The organism is Antarcticirhabdus aurantiaca (assembly GCF_009765365.1).
Taxonomy (GTDB): Bacteria; Pseudomonadota; Alphaproteobacteria; order Rhizobiales; family Rhizobiaceae; genus Antarcticirhabdus; species Antarcticirhabdus aurantiaca.
On the sequence record NZ_VTOM01000007.1, the window covers coordinates 1 to 13,013 of the forward strand.

The following is a 13,013-nucleotide window of genomic DNA, read 5'->3' on the forward strand; positions in this document are numbered from 1 at the left end:
TCGGCGGATACTCGGCCGTGCCCGCCACTCCGGCATCGAGACTCTCGAAGCCGAGCACCTTGGCGAGCGTCAGGTCGACCTTCGTCCGGGCGGTGACGGTCGCGCCGAACTCGGAGAAGGTGACGGCGAGGGTCTGGTAGTTGCTGCCGAAGTTCGTCGTCAGCATGCGGGCGGCGAGGCGCTCGGCTTCCGCCTGCTTGAAGGCCGCGTTCTTCATGACGGCGAGCGCGGCGCCGTCCACCGCCGTTTGAAGCTTGCTGCGTTCCGTCCAGACGCGCGAAAGGTCGATGCCCGCACCCATGGCGAAGATCAGCGGCACCGCGAGGAGGGCAGAGGCCGTGGCAATGTTGCCGCGCTTGCTGCGGATGAAGGATGCTGCTGACATCGTGACCTGACGCTTGGTGCCCGTCGCATGATGTCACCGCAGAACCTTACGCAGTTGCTTCGGATGAATGCGCGAATTGGCCCTAATCGACCGAAGCGCGCCCATATGGTGGATGAGTTGTAAGCATCTGGGCCGCCAAATCCCTGCTTTGAGAATCATCTTTATCGACCCCGGCCTGTTTCGATGCGCTTACCGGGCGCCGGATCGTTCCGGCGTGCTGTGCGTGTGAGGCTCGGGTTCATCCAGCGTTCATGTGCGGCAGATTATCAGGCGCACATCGTATTTCGAGAAGCGCCTGGTTGGTTACGTCCCTTCCTGATCAGGTGCCTATGGCTGGGCGTCTCCAGGGACGCCCAGCTATCTTTTCGCGCTTAGGCCTGATCGATCGACCGGCGGCAACCGCCCGACAAGCGAGATGCCGACAGGCGCGTCCTCGCGGGGCCGATCGACGGCTCGACCCCCCACGAACGGCCGGCACGCCCGTTCCCTCGGTGCCGTCGAGCGAGCAGAACCTCGCGGTTCGCGCGAGCGTCTTCATTCTTTGTGCAGCTAAGCATGATCGAAGGATGCGCGGCCGGGCATCTCGGCGTGCGTTGTGGGGCATCGGTGTCGACATCGACCGGAGCGTGGATGATCGCCGGCGCGTCCACGCTCCCCGCGGCTTGGCTCGTGCTTCTCGCCTCGCCAGGTGCCTGGGCCGAGGACACCTTTGGTCCCGACTTCGCCGGCCGGAATGCCGCGGACATCACCACCGCCACGTCGGCCGTCGTCGATCTCTACGAGGAGGCAGACGCCTTCTGCCGGAGCGATCCCACGCGCATCGGACCGAGTTCGGCTCTCGTTGTTAAAAATGCGCGCAGTTTTTGACAAAGTTGCCGGGTGGATTGGGCTTTACAGCCAATCTTCCCTGTGTCCTAAGACGTGCATTCGCAACCTGGGGGATATTCTTGGGGGAATTGATAAATACCTTTCGATTTATAGAGTTGAAGGTCGCTTCCTGTGCTGGAAATGCTCTGGCATGGCTTCTGGATGCCGTTCATCCTGTCAAAAGCCGGAGACGGTAGGGCGACTGTGGCTCTTAGGATAGCGTTTCATCATCAGTAATCGCTATTTTATTGCTTGAAAATCTTTCAAACCCGCTTGGCACCCGCCCGGCGGGTTTTTTCATGCTCTCAGACCCGCGACCAGCTTGCCCATGCCGACCTTCTCGCGCGTCGGCCGCTGATCGCGCTACCGGCTCTTCGAGGTCACGCCGAGACGCTTCGCCACCACGGCTGTATCCTTCATCGCCTTCGTCGAGAGGGTAACCCCATGCTGGGCGCGCGATGGCGAACACGGCGCCGAGGTGAGCCAGGTAGTTCGCGACCGTCTGCGGTGCGCGGCCGCGGGCGAGTTCCTGCGCGAAGCCGACCAGGTCGGGGCTGGTGATGTCGCTGCAGCGCTTCTCGGCGATGCTGTACGTCTGGATCGTCCGGAGCACCTCCGCCTTTGTCCGACCCATCGCCTTGCTCGATTCGTCGATGTAGCGCTGGATGGCGACGGCGAGGGTGGGGTCATCGATCTTCGCCCAATCGACCGCGCCGAGCCGGGCCAGCTCGTGCTCCCGCTTCTTGATCCAGGCCGCGGCCGCCGGACGGCGATCGAACGTCTTCGTCTCGCGATGTGCTATTGTGCCGTCGCGCCGGATGACGATCTGTGCGTGGTAGCCTGTGGTGCCGTCCTTCCGTTTCCGCTCCAGGATGGTGCCCGTTCGATCCGCAGGGGTGCGCTACAGCATGAGCGTCTGGCGTACAGCTTTGCTGTAACAGGCGCGAACGGACGCCCGCAAACTCCTGTAAATGCGACAACGACGCGACGACCTGGAAGCCCGCATGACCGGTAAGATCGAGAAGAACCGCAGCGATTACAAGCGTTTCCGCTTCGCGGTGGCGCCGATGATCGACTGGACGGACCGTCATTGCCGGTTCTTTCATCGGCAGATCTCCCGGCATGCGCTGCTTTATACCGAGATGGTGGTGGCGGACGCGGTGCTGCGCGGCGATCGCGACAGGCTGCTCGGCTTCGACGCGGCCGAGCACCCGGTGGCCCTGCAGCTCGGCGGTTCGGAGCCGGCAAAGCTCGCCGAGGCCGCGCGGATCGGCGCGTCCTACGGCTACGACGAGATCAACCTCAATGTCGGCTGTCCCTCGGACCGGGTGCAGTCCGGCGCCTTCGGGGCGTGCCTGATGCGCGAGCCGGCGCTGGTCGGCGAATGCCTCGCGGCGATGGCGGAGGCCGTCGACGTCCCGGTCACGGTGAAGTGCCGCCTCGGCGTCGACGACCAGGACACGGAAGAAGCGCTCGACGCGCTCGCCGACGCCGCGGTCGCGGCCGGCGTGGCGGGGATCTGGGTGCATGCCCGCAAGGCTTGGCTCCAGGGCCTGTCGCCGCGCGAGAACCGCGAGATTCCGCCGCTCGACTACGAGCGCGTCCACCGGCTGAAGGCGCGGCTGCCGGACGTCTTCGTCGGGCTCAATGGCGGGCTCGGCAGCCTCGACGCGGCGCTGCCGCAGCTCGATCGGCTGGACGGGGTGATGCTCGGGCGTGCCGCCTACAACACGCCGGACGAGCTCTTCGGCGTCGATGCGGCCGTGTTCGGCGAGCCGGCGAGGGCGCCCGACTATCCCGCGCTGATGGCGGTGATGGCAGACTACGCCGAGCGGCACCTGGCGCGCGGCGGGCGCATGGCCGCCGTGGCCAAGCCGATGACCGGCCTGTTCGCCGGCCGGCCCGGCGCGCGGGCCTGGCGGCGCATCCTGACGGAGGAGTCGGTGAAGCCGGCGGCGGGGCCGGAGGTGATCTTCCGCGCCTTCGCAGCGCTCGACCTCGACCGGGCGGCCGCCTGATCAATCGGTGAGGACGAGGGTGTCGCGGCGGAAGTCGAACGAGGTCAGCGTGTTGAGGAAGCTCATCCCGAGAAGCACGGTGCCGCCGAGGAGCCGCCCCTCGGTGATCGCCGCCTGGACGTTGCGCCGTTCGATGCCGCCGATGCGCACCTCGTCCAGCTTGACCATCGCCGCCTTGGCGACGCCGTTGGCGGTCATGATGTCGGCGCGGTAGTTCAGGCCCGCGGTGTCGATGCCGAGCCGCTCGGCGGTGACCGTGTCGAGCGCGATCATCGAGGCGCCGGTATCGACCACGAAGGTGACGGGGCGCCCGTCGATCGAGCCCTCGACGTGGAAGTGGTCGTCGCCCGAGCGCACCACGCGGTACTGCGTGCCGCCGGACCCCGCGACCTCGATCGCGCGGCCCGGCATGAGGACCCCGAGGACGCGGTCGCCGACGCCCTTCAGCTCGTGCGAATAAGCGAAGACGCCGATCAGCGCGACGAAGACGAGCCCCCAGACCATCAGGTCGCGCAGCGCGCCGAAGAGCCGGCCGCGAAACAGGGCGAGGATGCCGCCGGCCATGAGCAGGCCCCAGGCGCCGAAGTAAACGAGATGGGCGAACTGCCCCTCGTCGAGCCCGGCAAAGCCGCCGTCCATCGACAGCAGGAGCAGGGCGGCGCCGCCGACAACGAGAAGAAGAAGCGCGAACATTCCGGCTCAGGCTCCGCCGCCGCCGTCGCCGGCGGCCGCCTCGCGGCGCAGCCGGGTCCGCCGCGTTTCGCGCCGGGGCTTGCGCTCGATCGTGGCGAGGCGCGCGGGGAGGTCCGCCATCACGCCGCGCCGCTCGGCCGGGTTCAGGCCGAGCCACGCGCCGATCTCGGCGCCGGTGCGCCCGCAGCCGAAACAATAGCCCGTCACCGGATCGATGGCGCAGACGAGGATGCAGGGACTTTCGATCGGGGCGGTCATCGGGCTCGGGGCAGGTGGGTTCCACCGGATGTAGAGAGAGGCGCGCGCGCCTACAAGTCGAGCGCCGCGACCCGCTCAGGCACCGGGACCGAGCGCCGGCATCACCTCGAGGACGCGCGCATGCGGCAGGATAGCGATGGCTTCCGTGCCCTGACGCAGCTTCGAATGGAGCTGGAACTCGCCGTCGTGCATCTTCACCAGCGCCTGGACGATGGGGAGGCCGAGGCCCGTTCCCTGCTCGGCGCTCTTGATGGCGTTGGAGCCCTGGCCGAAGGAGGACAGGACCACCGGGATCTCCTCGGGCGGGATGCCGGGCCCGTTGTCGCGGACCGCGATGTACTGCCCGCCGCCCGCCGTCCAACCGACGCGCAGGACGATGCTGCCGCCGGCGGGCGTGAACTTAACGGCGTTGGACAGGAGGTTCAGGACGATCTGCCGGATCGCCCGCTCGTCGGCCCAGACCGCCGGCAGGTCCGGCTCGAACTGGGCGTCGAAGGTGATCGACTTCGCCTTGGCCTTGACGTCGACGTAGCTCAAACAGTCGCGCGCCACGCGCACGAGCTCGATCGAGTCCTCGTTCAGCGTGTAGCGGCCCGCCTCGATGCGCGACAGGTCGAGGATCTCGTTGATCAGGTCGAGGAGGTGGCTACCCGAGGCGTGGATGTCGGACACGTATTCCTTGTAGGTGGCGTTGCCGACGGGGCCGAGGATCTCCTTGGTGATGACCTCGGAAAAGCCGAGAATGGCGTTGAGCGGCGTGCGCAGCTCGTGGCTCATCGTGGCCAGGAAGCGGGACTTGGCGAGGTTGGCTTCCTCGGCGCGGAGGCGCGCTTCCTCGGACGCGCCGTGCGCCATTTCGAGCTCGGCGATGAGCTCGTCCTTTTCGGCCTGATTCCGGTGGCGCTCCAGCGCGTTGCGCCGCAGCCGCTCGGCGACGAGGGCGAAGATCGCCAGCGAGCCGCACAGAACCGCGTCCATCGACAGGAGAACCGGCTCGGGCCGCGTCGCCATCGTCCCGAACAGGACGAGGAGCACCGGCGCGAAGGCGACGAAGACGACGCCCTTCAGCGTGAAGGACACCATCGCCGTCAGCGCGACGGCGAGAAACAGGATGGAGAACTGGAAGAGGTCGAACTGCAGCGCGCCGCAGCTGTCGCAGTCGGCGGCCGCGAGATAGGCCCAGGAGAGCCCGATCGCCGCGTGGCCGGCCAGCAGCCGGCGCGACCAGGCCTGGGGATCGAAGGCCTCCTTCGCGTGGGCGAGGAGACGCCGCGTCACGAGAAGCAGGGCGATGCAGCCGAAGGCGGCGAGGAGGATCCAGGCCAGCGCCGGGCGCATGCCGGTGAAGATCGACAGGCCGAAGGCGGTTCCGAGCAGCGGCACGGGCAGGACGGTCGCCGCCGCGCGCAGGGCGGTCGCGTGCTGGATCAGGAGCTCGCGCTCGAAGCGCGGATTGGCGAAGCCGCTGCGCGACAAGCGCTCGCGCGCCGCACGAATGGCAACGGCGACCTCCCGCTCGCGCGGCTTGCGCGCGCCGCGATCGACGATCGGATGGTCGTATCGGACGTGAGCTGCGACGGTCATGAACTCGATCGATCGCGACGGGACGGGTGGCAACGGACCGCCGCATCATGTTTCGAAGAGCTTAAAAAAGTGCCTTAAGAGCCTGTAACGATCGCGACGCACCGGCGGCCTGCCGGCCAGCGACGAGGGAGGAGACAGCATGAAGCTCTTCGACGGCGGACGGGCGCCCAATCCGCGGCGCGTGCGCATCTTCCTGGCGGAAAAGGGCATCGAGGTGCCCCTCGAGCCCGTCGACATGGCGGCCCTCGGCCACCGCGACGATGCGGTCGCGCGCCTCAATCCGCTGAAGCGCCTGCCCGTGCTCGAACTCGACGACGGCACGGCGATCGCCGAATCGGTGGCGATCTGCCGCTACTTCGAGGAAACCCATCCCGAGCCGCCGCTGTTCGGTCGCGACGCCAGGGAGAAGGCGCTGGTCGAGATGTGGAGCCGGCGCATGGAGCTGAACCTCCTCGGCGCGGTCGGCGCCGTGTTCCGCCACACCCACCCGGCGATGGCGGAGTGGGAGGTGCCGCAGGTGCCCGAATGGGCCGCGGCCAACCGCGACAAGGTGCCCGAGTTCCTGCGCATCCTCGATGCGCACCTCGCCGACAGCCGCTTCGTGGCGGGCGAGACCTACTCGATCGCCGACATCACGGGCCTCGTCGCCATGGACTTCATGAAGCCGGCGCGGCTGCAGGTGCCCGAGGACTGCGCCAACGTCGCGCGCTGGCACCGCGAGGTCGGCGGGCGGCCGAGCGCTTCGGCGTGAACCGGGAGGACCCGGTCGCGCTGCAGGAGACGATCCGTGCCTGCCGCATCTGTCGGGACACTCCGAGCGGGCCGCCGCTGCCGATCGAGCCGAACCCGATCCTCGTCCTGTCCGCGACGGCGCGCCTTCTCGTCGCGGGGCAGGCGCCGGGCAACCTCGCGGACAAGTCGTCGAAGCCCTTCAACGACCCGTCCGGCGTGCGACTGCGCGACTGGATGGGGGTGACGCCGGAGGTGTTCTACGACCCCGCGCGGATCGCCATCGTGCCGATGGGCTTCTGCTTTCCCGGCAACGATGCCCATGGCGGCGACCGGCCGCCGCGCCGGGAATGCAGAGCCGCCTGGCACGAGCGGGTCATGGCGTCCATGCCGCAGGTCGAGCTGATCCTGGCGATCGGCCATCACGCGCAGCGCTTCCACCACGCGCTGGCGCGGCAGCTCTCGCTGACCGACACGGTGGCGGCCTGGCGGACGATCCTCGGCCAGCGACCGGACGGGCGCCCGGCGGTGCTGCCGCTGCCGCACCCGTCCTGGCGCAACAACGGCTGGATCCGTCGCCATCCCTGGTTTTCCGAGGATCTGCTGCCGGAGCTGAAGCAGCGCGTCGCGGACCTCGTTTGAGAAGGCGCTTGCCACGCGGCGCGGCTTTCGTCAGTGCTGTGAGCGGATTGAAGACGAGACGCGCATGGACCGGCTGGACAAGAAGATCCTCAAGCTCCTTCAGGAGGACGCGACGATGGCGGTGGCGGACGTCGCCAAGCGCGTCGGCCTGTCGACGACGCCCTGCTGGCGGCGCATCCAGAAGCTGGAGGAGGAGGGAGTGATCCGGCGCCGGGTCGCGATCCTCGATCCGACCAAGGTCAATGCCAGCGTCACCGTCTTCGTCTCGATCCGCACCAACTCGCATTCCAACGAGTGGCTGCGCCGCTTCGCGGAGGTCGTCGGCGAATTTCCGGAAGTGATCGAGTTCTACCGGATGAGCGGCGAGGTGGACTACCTCCTGCGCGTGGTGGTCCCCGACATCGCCGCCTACGACGCCTTCTACAAGCGCCTGATCGCCCGGATCGAGATCCGCGACGTGTCCTCGTCCTTCGCGATGGAGCAGATCAAGTACACGACCGAAATGCCGCTCGACTACATGCTGCTCGACAAGGAGCCGCGAGACGCCTGACCGGCGGCTCCGCGGCGGGGGCGCTATGCCGCCCAGGCCGGCGAGCTGCGTGCCGTAACAAGAGCATGGCAGGTGAGATCGCGCGGCCGCGCGACGACGGGCGCCGGGTCGGCGATGCTCACCATCACCGCCGATGTATCGTGTCCCTCGCGAAGACCTGACCGGACGTCGCGAAGATCATTGCAGTTGGTGCGTCAGAAGATAATCGTCTGCTGCAGAGCAAGTGAGCGAAGCTCGCCGACTGTGATATCGGCTTCGAGGCCATGATCGTCAACCAGCCGCGAGATCGGCATGAACTCCGCAGCTTCCATGTCATCCAGAGCGCGCGCCAGTTCTTCGGCGATCGCGTTGCCGAACATGCCCGTCAGGCGCTTCGTGATGATGTCTTCTGTGAGCATTCCTGTTTCCTCTGTTCAAGGCAGGCTGGTTAGCCGGAGCATCGCCGATCAGTCAACGCCTTCGTCGCCGGAATGGCGAAACCCGCGCCCTGGAGGCTGCCGAAGCGACCGCAGCACGCAGGCTTCACCGCATGGCCTGAGCCCTCTGCCTCAAGCCGGCTCTGGAGCCCGCGGCAGGATGGATACCGGGATGCCGACTTTCAGCGAGTTGGAGACCATGCAGGTCGCCTTGGCCCGCTCGATGATGGGCGCAGGATCCGATCCATCGAGCGTCTCGCAGAGGACCGTCATCGTCGCCGACGTGGCGAGCAGCGGTTCTCCGTCCAGTTCGACCGTGACGGTAACGGCGATCCGGCCCAGGCGAACGCCGTCCGCATGGGCGGTGTAGCGCAGATCGTTGCAGAAGCAGCCGCCGATGGCGAGGCCGAGAAGCTGGGCGCCGTTGAAGCCGAGCCCTTGCCCGCCGGCGCGTCCCTCCGGTCGGTCCACGACGATCGTGTGGCCGCCTGCCCAACCGAGCGCGGCCTCAGTGCCCTCGACATTGCGAAGCTCCACCGTCATCGCGACCATGGCTCAAGCCTCCTCGATGGCCTCGTCGGGGAGCCTACTTTGCCGCCGGCCCCAGCGCGACACAAACGAAAGCGCCCAACGGACGGACCGGAGGGCGCTCGAAGCTGACACGTCGATGTGTCGGAGGTGCCTCAGCCCGAACGATCGGGCGAAGGCGGGCGCGCGTTAGCGGACCGACCGACGGGCAAGAGCCGGGATGTCGGCGCGGCTGATGCCGATGTCGGCAAGCTCACGCTGCGAGAGGCTCGACAGCTCGTTGAGCGTGGCGCGATAGGAGCGGATGTTGCGAAGAGTGCGGGCGATGTTCATGGGTCTATCCAGTGGTGGCCCCTCGTCGTTGGAGGCCGTTGGTCTTCGTTTCTTTCGACACTCGCTATCTATGACTTCCGATCCTCCGGCAGTAGTTCGGGAAACGCATGGGTGGCCTAGCGTTACGAGCTATGTCGCTTGAGCGCGGCAGACATGCGAGATCGGCTGTGTTCCATGCTCGTCGGCCAGGCTTGCGCCTCCACCCTCCAACAGGAAGCCGGCCTCGAAGCTCAGGTGAGGGGCCTCGGCTCCGCGGGGTGCGACGAGGTGTATGCCGAGCGGCCGCCACCGTTGCCGTCCGCGCCGAGCTGCAACCCGCCATCAAGTTCGGTCGTAAGGGAGATGGGCTGGTTGTCGCGGAAGGTGGATCGGCTCGCTTGCTCAGCGTCAGTCTCTGGTGATGGTCCAGGACCTCGAAGCCAAGGGCGTGAACTCGCGGGTGTTCAGCCTCGGCGGCACCGTGGACAGCCGGCCGTCCGAGCGTCGCCCTCTGCCACGTTCGGCTGAACGACGAGCCTCGGAGACTCACGGGGCGTCACGGACAATCATCCACATCACGCCAAGCCCATCGCCCGATCTCCCAAACAATGGTTGATCAAGGCAGGGCATCAAGATGCGCTCAGAAGCGCTGACTATGTTGTCGAATTATGCGTTTGGGAGTGCTGTGGTGCCCAGGGGCGGCATCACATTGTTATCGCTCCGCTTCTCATCCACAATCATCGTATCTCGAAGCCTCTGAGATAGCTTGATCTTCCTGTTTCGTTCTGTTCCATCTTCTCTCATGAAATCGCACCCGAGCGCAGCGCGAAAGGTGGATTGGGAGGGGGATTGATCCTGCCTCCTGGAGGCGGGCAAAGATGCGAGCGATGAACCGTTTGAGTGCCCGAGCGGTGCTGACCCTTGGCCCCGGCAAGCATGCCGACGGAGCCGGCCTATGGCTCCACAAACGCGAGGACGGCGGTGCCCAGTGGGTCTTGCGCTACACCATCCATGGTCGACGTCGCGAGATGGGATTGGGCGCGACCCCGCCCGTGTCGCTCAAGGAGGCCCGCCAGGCGGCGGAGCAGCACCGCGCCGAAGTCCGAGCGGGCAGGGATCCGATTAAGGAGAGAGACCGCCAGAAGCGGGAGGCGGCCAAGAACATCCATCTGCTGAAGGACATCGCGCTCGACGCCTTTGAGGCGCGCAAGGCCGAGCTCAAGGGTGATGGCGTGGCCGGCCGATGGTTCTCGCCCTTGGAGCACCACGTTCTGCCGAAGCTCGGCAAGGTGCCGGTTGCCGATCTCGACCAGAAGGATGTCCGAGACGCCCTGGCGCCCATCTGGCACACCAAGGCCGAGACGGCGAGGAAGGCGCTCAACCGCCTATCCATCTGCCTGAAGCATGCGGCGGCCCTCGGCCTCAACGTCGATCTTCAGGTGGCGGAGAAGGCTCGTGCGCTTCTCGGCAAATCCCGCCACAAGGCGAAGAACATACCGGCCATGCCCTGGCAGGAGGTGCCCGCCTACTATGCCGCGCTGGACGCCGGATCCGTCACCCACCTCGCTCTTCGCCTCCTGATCCTCACCGGCGTTCGATCGGGCCCGCTTCGCCATATGCATGAGAGCCAGATCAGCGGAAGCGTGTGGACGATCCCAGGCGAGGCGATGAAGGGGTTGCGGGATGCGACTGAGGACTTCCGCGTGCCGCTGTCAGCGGAGGCTCTGGAGGTGATCGAAGCCGCGCGGCGCCATGCTCGCGACGACTACCTCTTTCCGAGCCAAATGCGCGGCGTCATCTCCGATATGACGATGGCCATGCACATGCAGCGCGCTGGGCTGGAATACCGGCCACATGGGTTTCGCTCGTCGCTGCGAGACTGGATGGAGGTGGAGGCGAAGACGCCCTTCGCCGTCGCCGAGACGGTGCTCGGCCATGTGGTCGGCGGTTCGGTAGAGCGAGCCTACCGCAGAACCGACTACCTCGATCAGCGGCGCGAGGTGATGGAAGCCTGGGCGGCTTGGGTCCGGTCTACTTTTTCTGGCCCCAAGGCCGCGGAGTAGCAGCCGCCTTCGGTTTCCGGATGTATTCCTCCACGTATGAGAGGAAGGTCTCTTCCTCCTCGGTCCTCTTGCCGGGCCGAAAGGCGATTTTGTCGGCCATGGCTTCCAGAGTTCCCGCAAGTGTAGGCGGCGGAGGATACGCTTTCTCGATTGCTTCAAGGATCAAGACGTTCGGATCCTCTTCGCGGCGTTCCGCTTGATCCAGAACGCGCGCCAAAACGTCGGACGGTAGCCAGATACTGAAGGATCCGGCTCCTCCTCGGTGAAGACTGTTCTGAAGCCTGTTGATGATCTCAGCATTGATCGACTTTTCTCCAGCAGCTCCCTGTAGGGCCGAATAGAGAGAGGCCGGGACCCGGATCGTATAGCGAACGTAGTCGTCTTGCTTTGCCATATCGGCACATGACACCAAATCCGTGAAAAAATCCACCATCAGTGTTGCGCACTAATTTGGTGCGTGCTACGCCTTTTCACGAATTTGGTGAACAGGAGGTTTTGTCATGGACAATAGCGAGATCCGCATGACCGTCCGATTGCCCGGTGATGCGGCCGAGTTCCTCGAAAAGGAAGCGCGCTGCAACTTCACATCGAAAAATGCGCAGATCGTCAGCGCAATACGTGCGGCGATGAGGGCGAAAACGGCAGAGCCCAATGAGGCCCGCCCATGACCGATCCCCTTCTCACCGCACGCGAAGTCGGCACGATCCTGCGCATTAGCCAGGCGTCCCTGTACCGCAGAATGGCGGACGGCACGTTGCCCAAGCCAGTGAAGCTCGGCGGCCTCTCGCGCTGGCCACAGTCGGAGATCCTCGCTGCCGTTAAAGCGGCGGGCGAGAGGAGGGCGCCTTGATGCGCGCTCGTCCGCAAAGAAAAGGCCCGGCAGAGGCTGCCACCTCGACGCCGAGCCATGACCCCAACCATCCCTACCAGGAGAAAGCTATGGTCAGCCGTAGCGATACCACCGCGCCCGCGGTGCCGGCAAGTCACCCGCTGGCCGCCCAGGTCGAGCAGATGCTCGCCGAGCTCCAGGCCACCCTTGTCGCCTGCGACGTCGGCCCTCTTCGGGCCATGATCGACAGCGACGGGTCCATCACGGTCTTCTCGGTCGCAGGCGAGCCGTTCGTCGCCGGCCATCGCCTAGTCGGCCTGCCCGCCGTGATGGTGCGGGTCGATCGGCACGCAAAGTCGACGGGGCCGGAGATCATCTTCGATACCCGACCACGGCCTCACAAGCCCTCACCCCGCCGGACTGCGATCGGTGCGCTCTACGAGCGGTGGCGAGCCCTGGCGGACAAGTCCGACGAGGAGATGGAGCCTGCCGCTTGGGCGACCTGCTATTCGGAGTATCTCCTCCTACAGGAGACGATCACCGCCCATCAGCCGACCACCGCTCGCGACCTCGCGATGCAGATGGTCGTCGAGACGGAAGATTTCGCGAGCAGCGCTCGAGACGTCTTCAGGGCGAAGATCTCGGCCCTAGCCTCGGGGTTGGAGGCGTGACGATGACGCACGTCAACATCCTGAGCCGCCAGTCCGCGGTCGTTCTGGAGTTCCTCGCCGCCTTTTGTCGCACTGGCACATGCGTGCCGATCGTATCGGATGGACGGATCGTCTGCTTCACATCCCGCTGGAACGCAGCCCGTATTGCTCTGCCGGATCCACTCCCCGTCGCCGACTACATCGGCGGTATGGAGGCGCTCGGCTATCGCTTCGCCGTAGGCAATCATGGCGGACGGGCTCTCTGGTACAGGGGCATGCCGGAGGAGCCGATCTCGGCTTCCTGGAACGCCTATGCCCTTCGGCTCGATGCAGCGATGGACCGGTCGGCCCGACGCGACGAAATCATCGCGTACCTCTCGTCGACGCGCGGGGTGCACTGATGGCGACGCCCAAGCTTCCCGCGCTTTGGCGACGGAATGCCTATTCCCTCGCCCCTCCCGACGACAACAAGGAGATCCTCCAGAACGA

The 13,013-nt window shown here is 66.1% G+C and carries 19 protein-coding genes; 10 read left to right on the top strand and 9 right to left on the bottom strand.

Going from position 1 to position 13,013, the window contains the following annotated elements; genetic code table 11:
* On the bottom strand, positions 1 to 385 hold a 385-nt coding region (locus tag FZN60_RS09785; protein ID WP_199266534.1), incomplete at its 3' end, for a pilus assembly protein TadG-related protein.
* Between the two features lie 555 nt (positions 386 to 940).
* Here FZN60_RS09785 and FZN60_RS09790 point away from each other — a divergent pair.
* On the top strand, positions 941 to 1,252 hold the full coding sequence (locus tag FZN60_RS09790; RefSeq protein ID WP_158873307.1) for a hypothetical protein: 312 nt from the start codon (positions 941 to 943) through the stop codon (positions 1,250 to 1,252).
* 211 nt (positions 1,253 to 1,463) lie between these two features.
* Here the strand turns inward: FZN60_RS09790 and FZN60_RS09795 are convergent, their stop codons facing one another.
* Positions 1,464 to 1,865, bottom strand: a complete 402-nt coding sequence (locus tag FZN60_RS09795; protein ID WP_158873308.1) for a hypothetical protein — start codon at positions 1,863 to 1,865, stop codon at positions 1,464 to 1,466.
* A gap of 391 nt (positions 1,866 to 2,256) precedes the next feature.
* Between FZN60_RS09795 and dusA the strand changes: the two genes are divergently transcribed.
* On the top strand, positions 2,257 to 3,270 hold the full coding sequence (gene dusA / locus FZN60_RS09800; protein ID WP_158873309.1) for a tRNA dihydrouridine(20/20a) synthase DusA: 1,014 nt from the start codon (positions 2,257 to 2,259) through the stop codon (positions 3,268 to 3,270).
* Here dusA and FZN60_RS09805 read toward each other — a convergent pair whose 3' ends face one another.
* The 3 genes from FZN60_RS09805 to FZN60_RS09815 all read right to left on the bottom strand — a co-directional run bounded on the left by FZN60_RS09805 (position 3,271) and on the right by FZN60_RS09815 (position 5,805).
* A complete protein-coding gene (locus FZN60_RS09805) occupies positions 3,271 to 3,963 on the bottom strand; it encodes a retropepsin-like aspartic protease family protein (protein WP_158873310.1) in 693 nt (230 codons plus the stop codon).
* A gap of 6 nt (positions 3,964 to 3,969) precedes the next feature.
* Entirely contained in the window at positions 3,970 to 4,221 is a 252-nt protein-coding gene (locus FZN60_RS09810; protein ID WP_158873311.1) for a DUF1289 domain-containing protein, read from the bottom strand.
* A 75-nt stretch (positions 4,222 to 4,296) separates the two neighbouring features.
* A complete protein-coding gene (locus tag FZN60_RS09815; RefSeq protein WP_158873312.1) occupies positions 4,297 to 5,805 on the bottom strand; it encodes a sensor histidine kinase in 1,509 nt (502 codons plus the stop codon).
* Positions 5,806 to 5,944: 139 nt separating this feature from the next.
* On the opposite strand from FZN60_RS09815, the gene FZN60_RS09820 reads away from it, so the two are divergent.
* The 3 genes from FZN60_RS09820 (at position 5,945) to FZN60_RS09830 (ending at position 7,726) form a co-directional block, all read left to right on the top strand.
* Positions 5,945 to 6,556: a glutathione S-transferase gene (locus FZN60_RS09820; protein WP_158873313.1), complete on the top strand. Its 612-nt coding sequence runs from the start codon at positions 5,945 to 5,947 to the stop codon at positions 6,554 to 6,556.
* Positions 6,553 to 7,176, top strand: coding sequence for a uracil-DNA glycosylase family protein (locus FZN60_RS09825; RefSeq protein WP_158873314.1), 624 nt, complete (start codon positions 6,553 to 6,555; stop codon positions 7,174 to 7,176). Before FZN60_RS09820 ends, FZN60_RS09825 begins: the two co-directional genes overlap by 4 nt.
* A gap of 64 nt (positions 7,177 to 7,240) precedes the next feature.
* Positions 7,241 to 7,726, top strand: a complete 486-nt coding sequence (locus FZN60_RS09830) for an Lrp/AsnC family transcriptional regulator (RefSeq protein ID WP_158873315.1) — start codon at positions 7,241 to 7,243, stop codon at positions 7,724 to 7,726.
* Between the two features lie 194 nt (positions 7,727 to 7,920).
* Here the strand turns inward: FZN60_RS09830 and FZN60_RS09835 are convergent, their stop codons facing one another.
* The 3 genes from FZN60_RS09835 to FZN60_RS09845 form a co-directional block, all read right to left on the bottom strand.
* Complete coding sequence (locus FZN60_RS09835) at positions 7,921 to 8,124, bottom strand: hypothetical protein (protein WP_158873316.1); 204 nt, start codon at positions 8,122 to 8,124, stop codon at positions 7,921 to 7,923.
* 150 nt (positions 8,125 to 8,274) lie between these two features.
* The gene (locus tag FZN60_RS09840; RefSeq protein WP_158873317.1) at positions 8,275 to 8,694 is read right to left on the bottom strand and encodes an OsmC family protein; all 420 of its coding nucleotides are present in this window, start codon (positions 8,692 to 8,694) and stop codon (positions 8,275 to 8,277) included.
* A 165-nt stretch (positions 8,695 to 8,859) separates the two neighbouring features.
* Positions 8,860 to 9,003, bottom strand: a complete 144-nt coding sequence (locus FZN60_RS09845; RefSeq protein ID WP_158873318.1) for a DUF1127 domain-containing protein — start codon at positions 9,001 to 9,003, stop codon at positions 8,860 to 8,862.
* 857 nt (positions 9,004 to 9,860) lie between these two features.
* Here FZN60_RS09845 and FZN60_RS09850 point away from each other — a divergent pair.
* Positions 9,861 to 11,045 (top strand): tyrosine-type recombinase/integrase, encoded by a 1,185-nt coding sequence (locus FZN60_RS09850; protein ID WP_158873319.1) that lies wholly within the window; start codon positions 9,861 to 9,863, stop codon positions 11,043 to 11,045.
* Here the strand turns inward: FZN60_RS09850 and FZN60_RS09855 are convergent.
* Positions 11,014 to 11,478 (bottom strand): hypothetical protein, encoded by a 465-nt coding sequence (locus FZN60_RS09855; protein WP_158873320.1) that lies wholly within the window; start codon positions 11,476 to 11,478, stop codon positions 11,014 to 11,016. The two genes, FZN60_RS09850 and FZN60_RS09855, sit on opposite strands and share 32 nt — an antisense overlap.
* 67 nt (positions 11,479 to 11,545) lie before the next feature.
* Here FZN60_RS09855 and FZN60_RS09860 point away from each other — a divergent pair, with 67 nt between their 5' ends.
* Genes FZN60_RS09860 through FZN60_RS09875 form a run of 4 tightly spaced genes read left to right on the top strand, consistent with a single transcriptional unit; the run spans position 11,546 to position 12,925 of the window.
* Positions 11,546 to 11,713 carry a hypothetical protein gene (locus FZN60_RS09860; RefSeq protein WP_158873321.1) on the top strand — a complete coding sequence of 56 codons (168 nt, stop codon included), beginning with the start codon at positions 11,546 to 11,548 and terminating at the stop codon, positions 11,711 to 11,713.
* Positions 11,710 to 11,895 carry a helix-turn-helix transcriptional regulator gene (locus tag FZN60_RS09865; RefSeq protein WP_158873322.1) on the top strand — a complete coding sequence of 62 codons (186 nt, stop codon included), beginning with the start codon at positions 11,710 to 11,712 and terminating at the stop codon, positions 11,893 to 11,895. The genes FZN60_RS09860 and FZN60_RS09865 overlap by 4 nt, the downstream gene beginning before the upstream one ends.
* Positions 11,895 to 12,545: a hypothetical protein gene (locus tag FZN60_RS09870; RefSeq protein ID WP_210253414.1), complete on the top strand. Its 651-nt coding sequence runs from the start codon at positions 11,895 to 11,897 to the stop codon at positions 12,543 to 12,545. Before FZN60_RS09865 ends, FZN60_RS09870 begins: the two co-directional genes overlap by 1 nt.
* A gap of 2 nt (positions 12,546 to 12,547) precedes the next feature.
* Positions 12,548 to 12,925 carry a hypothetical protein gene (locus FZN60_RS09875; protein WP_158873324.1) on the top strand — a complete coding sequence of 126 codons (378 nt, stop codon included), beginning with the start codon at positions 12,548 to 12,550 and terminating at the stop codon, positions 12,923 to 12,925.
* Positions 12,926 to 13,013: the final 88 nt, after the last annotated feature.

What these genes read in the sequence shown, in the direction of transcription:
- dusA (WP_158873309.1), top strand. Translation starts at nt 2,257, where the DNA reads ATGACCGGTAAGATCGAGAAGAACCGCAGCGATTACAAGCGTTTCCGC.
- FZN60_RS09820 (WP_158873313.1), top strand. Translation starts at nt 5,945, where the DNA reads ATGAAGCTCTTCGACGGCGGACGGGCGCCCAATCCGCGGCGCGTGCGC.
- FZN60_RS09855 (WP_158873320.1), bottom strand. Translation starts at nt 11,478, where the DNA reads ATGGTGGATTTTTTCACGGATTTGGTGTCATGTGCCGATATGGCAAAG.
- FZN60_RS09845 (WP_158873318.1), bottom strand. Translation starts at nt 9,003, where the DNA reads ATGAACATCGCCCGCACTCTTCGCAACATCCGCTCCTATCGCGCCACG.
- FZN60_RS09830 (WP_158873315.1), top strand. Translation starts at nt 7,241, where the DNA reads ATGGACCGGCTGGACAAGAAGATCCTCAAGCTCCTTCAGGAGGACGCG.
- FZN60_RS09805 (WP_158873310.1), bottom strand. Translation starts at nt 3,963, where the DNA reads ATGTTCGCGCTTCTTCTTCTCGTTGTCGGCGGCGCCGCCCTGCTCCTG.
- FZN60_RS09860 (WP_158873321.1), top strand. Translation starts at nt 11,546, where the DNA reads ATGGACAATAGCGAGATCCGCATGACCGTCCGATTGCCCGGTGATGCG.
- FZN60_RS09875 (WP_158873324.1), top strand. Translation starts at nt 12,548, where the DNA reads ATGACGCACGTCAACATCCTGAGCCGCCAGTCCGCGGTCGTTCTGGAG.
- FZN60_RS09865 (WP_158873322.1), top strand. Translation starts at nt 11,710, where the DNA reads ATGACCGATCCCCTTCTCACCGCACGCGAAGTCGGCACGATCCTGCGC.
- FZN60_RS09850 (WP_158873319.1), top strand. Translation starts at nt 9,861, where the DNA reads ATGCGAGCGATGAACCGTTTGAGTGCCCGAGCGGTGCTGACCCTTGGC.
- FZN60_RS09810 (WP_158873311.1), bottom strand. Translation starts at nt 4,221, where the DNA reads ATGACCGCCCCGATCGAAAGTCCCTGCATCCTCGTCTGCGCCATCGAT.
- FZN60_RS09840 (WP_158873317.1), bottom strand. Translation starts at nt 8,694, where the DNA reads ATGGTCGCGATGACGGTGGAGCTTCGCAATGTCGAGGGCACTGAGGCC.
- FZN60_RS09790 (WP_158873307.1), top strand. Translation starts at nt 941, where the DNA reads ATGATCGAAGGATGCGCGGCCGGGCATCTCGGCGTGCGTTGTGGGGCA.
- FZN60_RS09815 (WP_158873312.1), bottom strand. Translation starts at nt 5,805, where the DNA reads ATGACCGTCGCAGCTCACGTCCGATACGACCATCCGATCGTCGATCGC.
- FZN60_RS09870 (WP_210253414.1), top strand. Translation starts at nt 11,895, where the DNA reads ATGCGCGCTCGTCCGCAAAGAAAAGGCCCGGCAGAGGCTGCCACCTCG.
- FZN60_RS09835 (WP_158873316.1), bottom strand. Translation starts at nt 8,124, where the DNA reads ATGCTCACAGAAGACATCATCACGAAGCGCCTGACGGGCATGTTCGGC.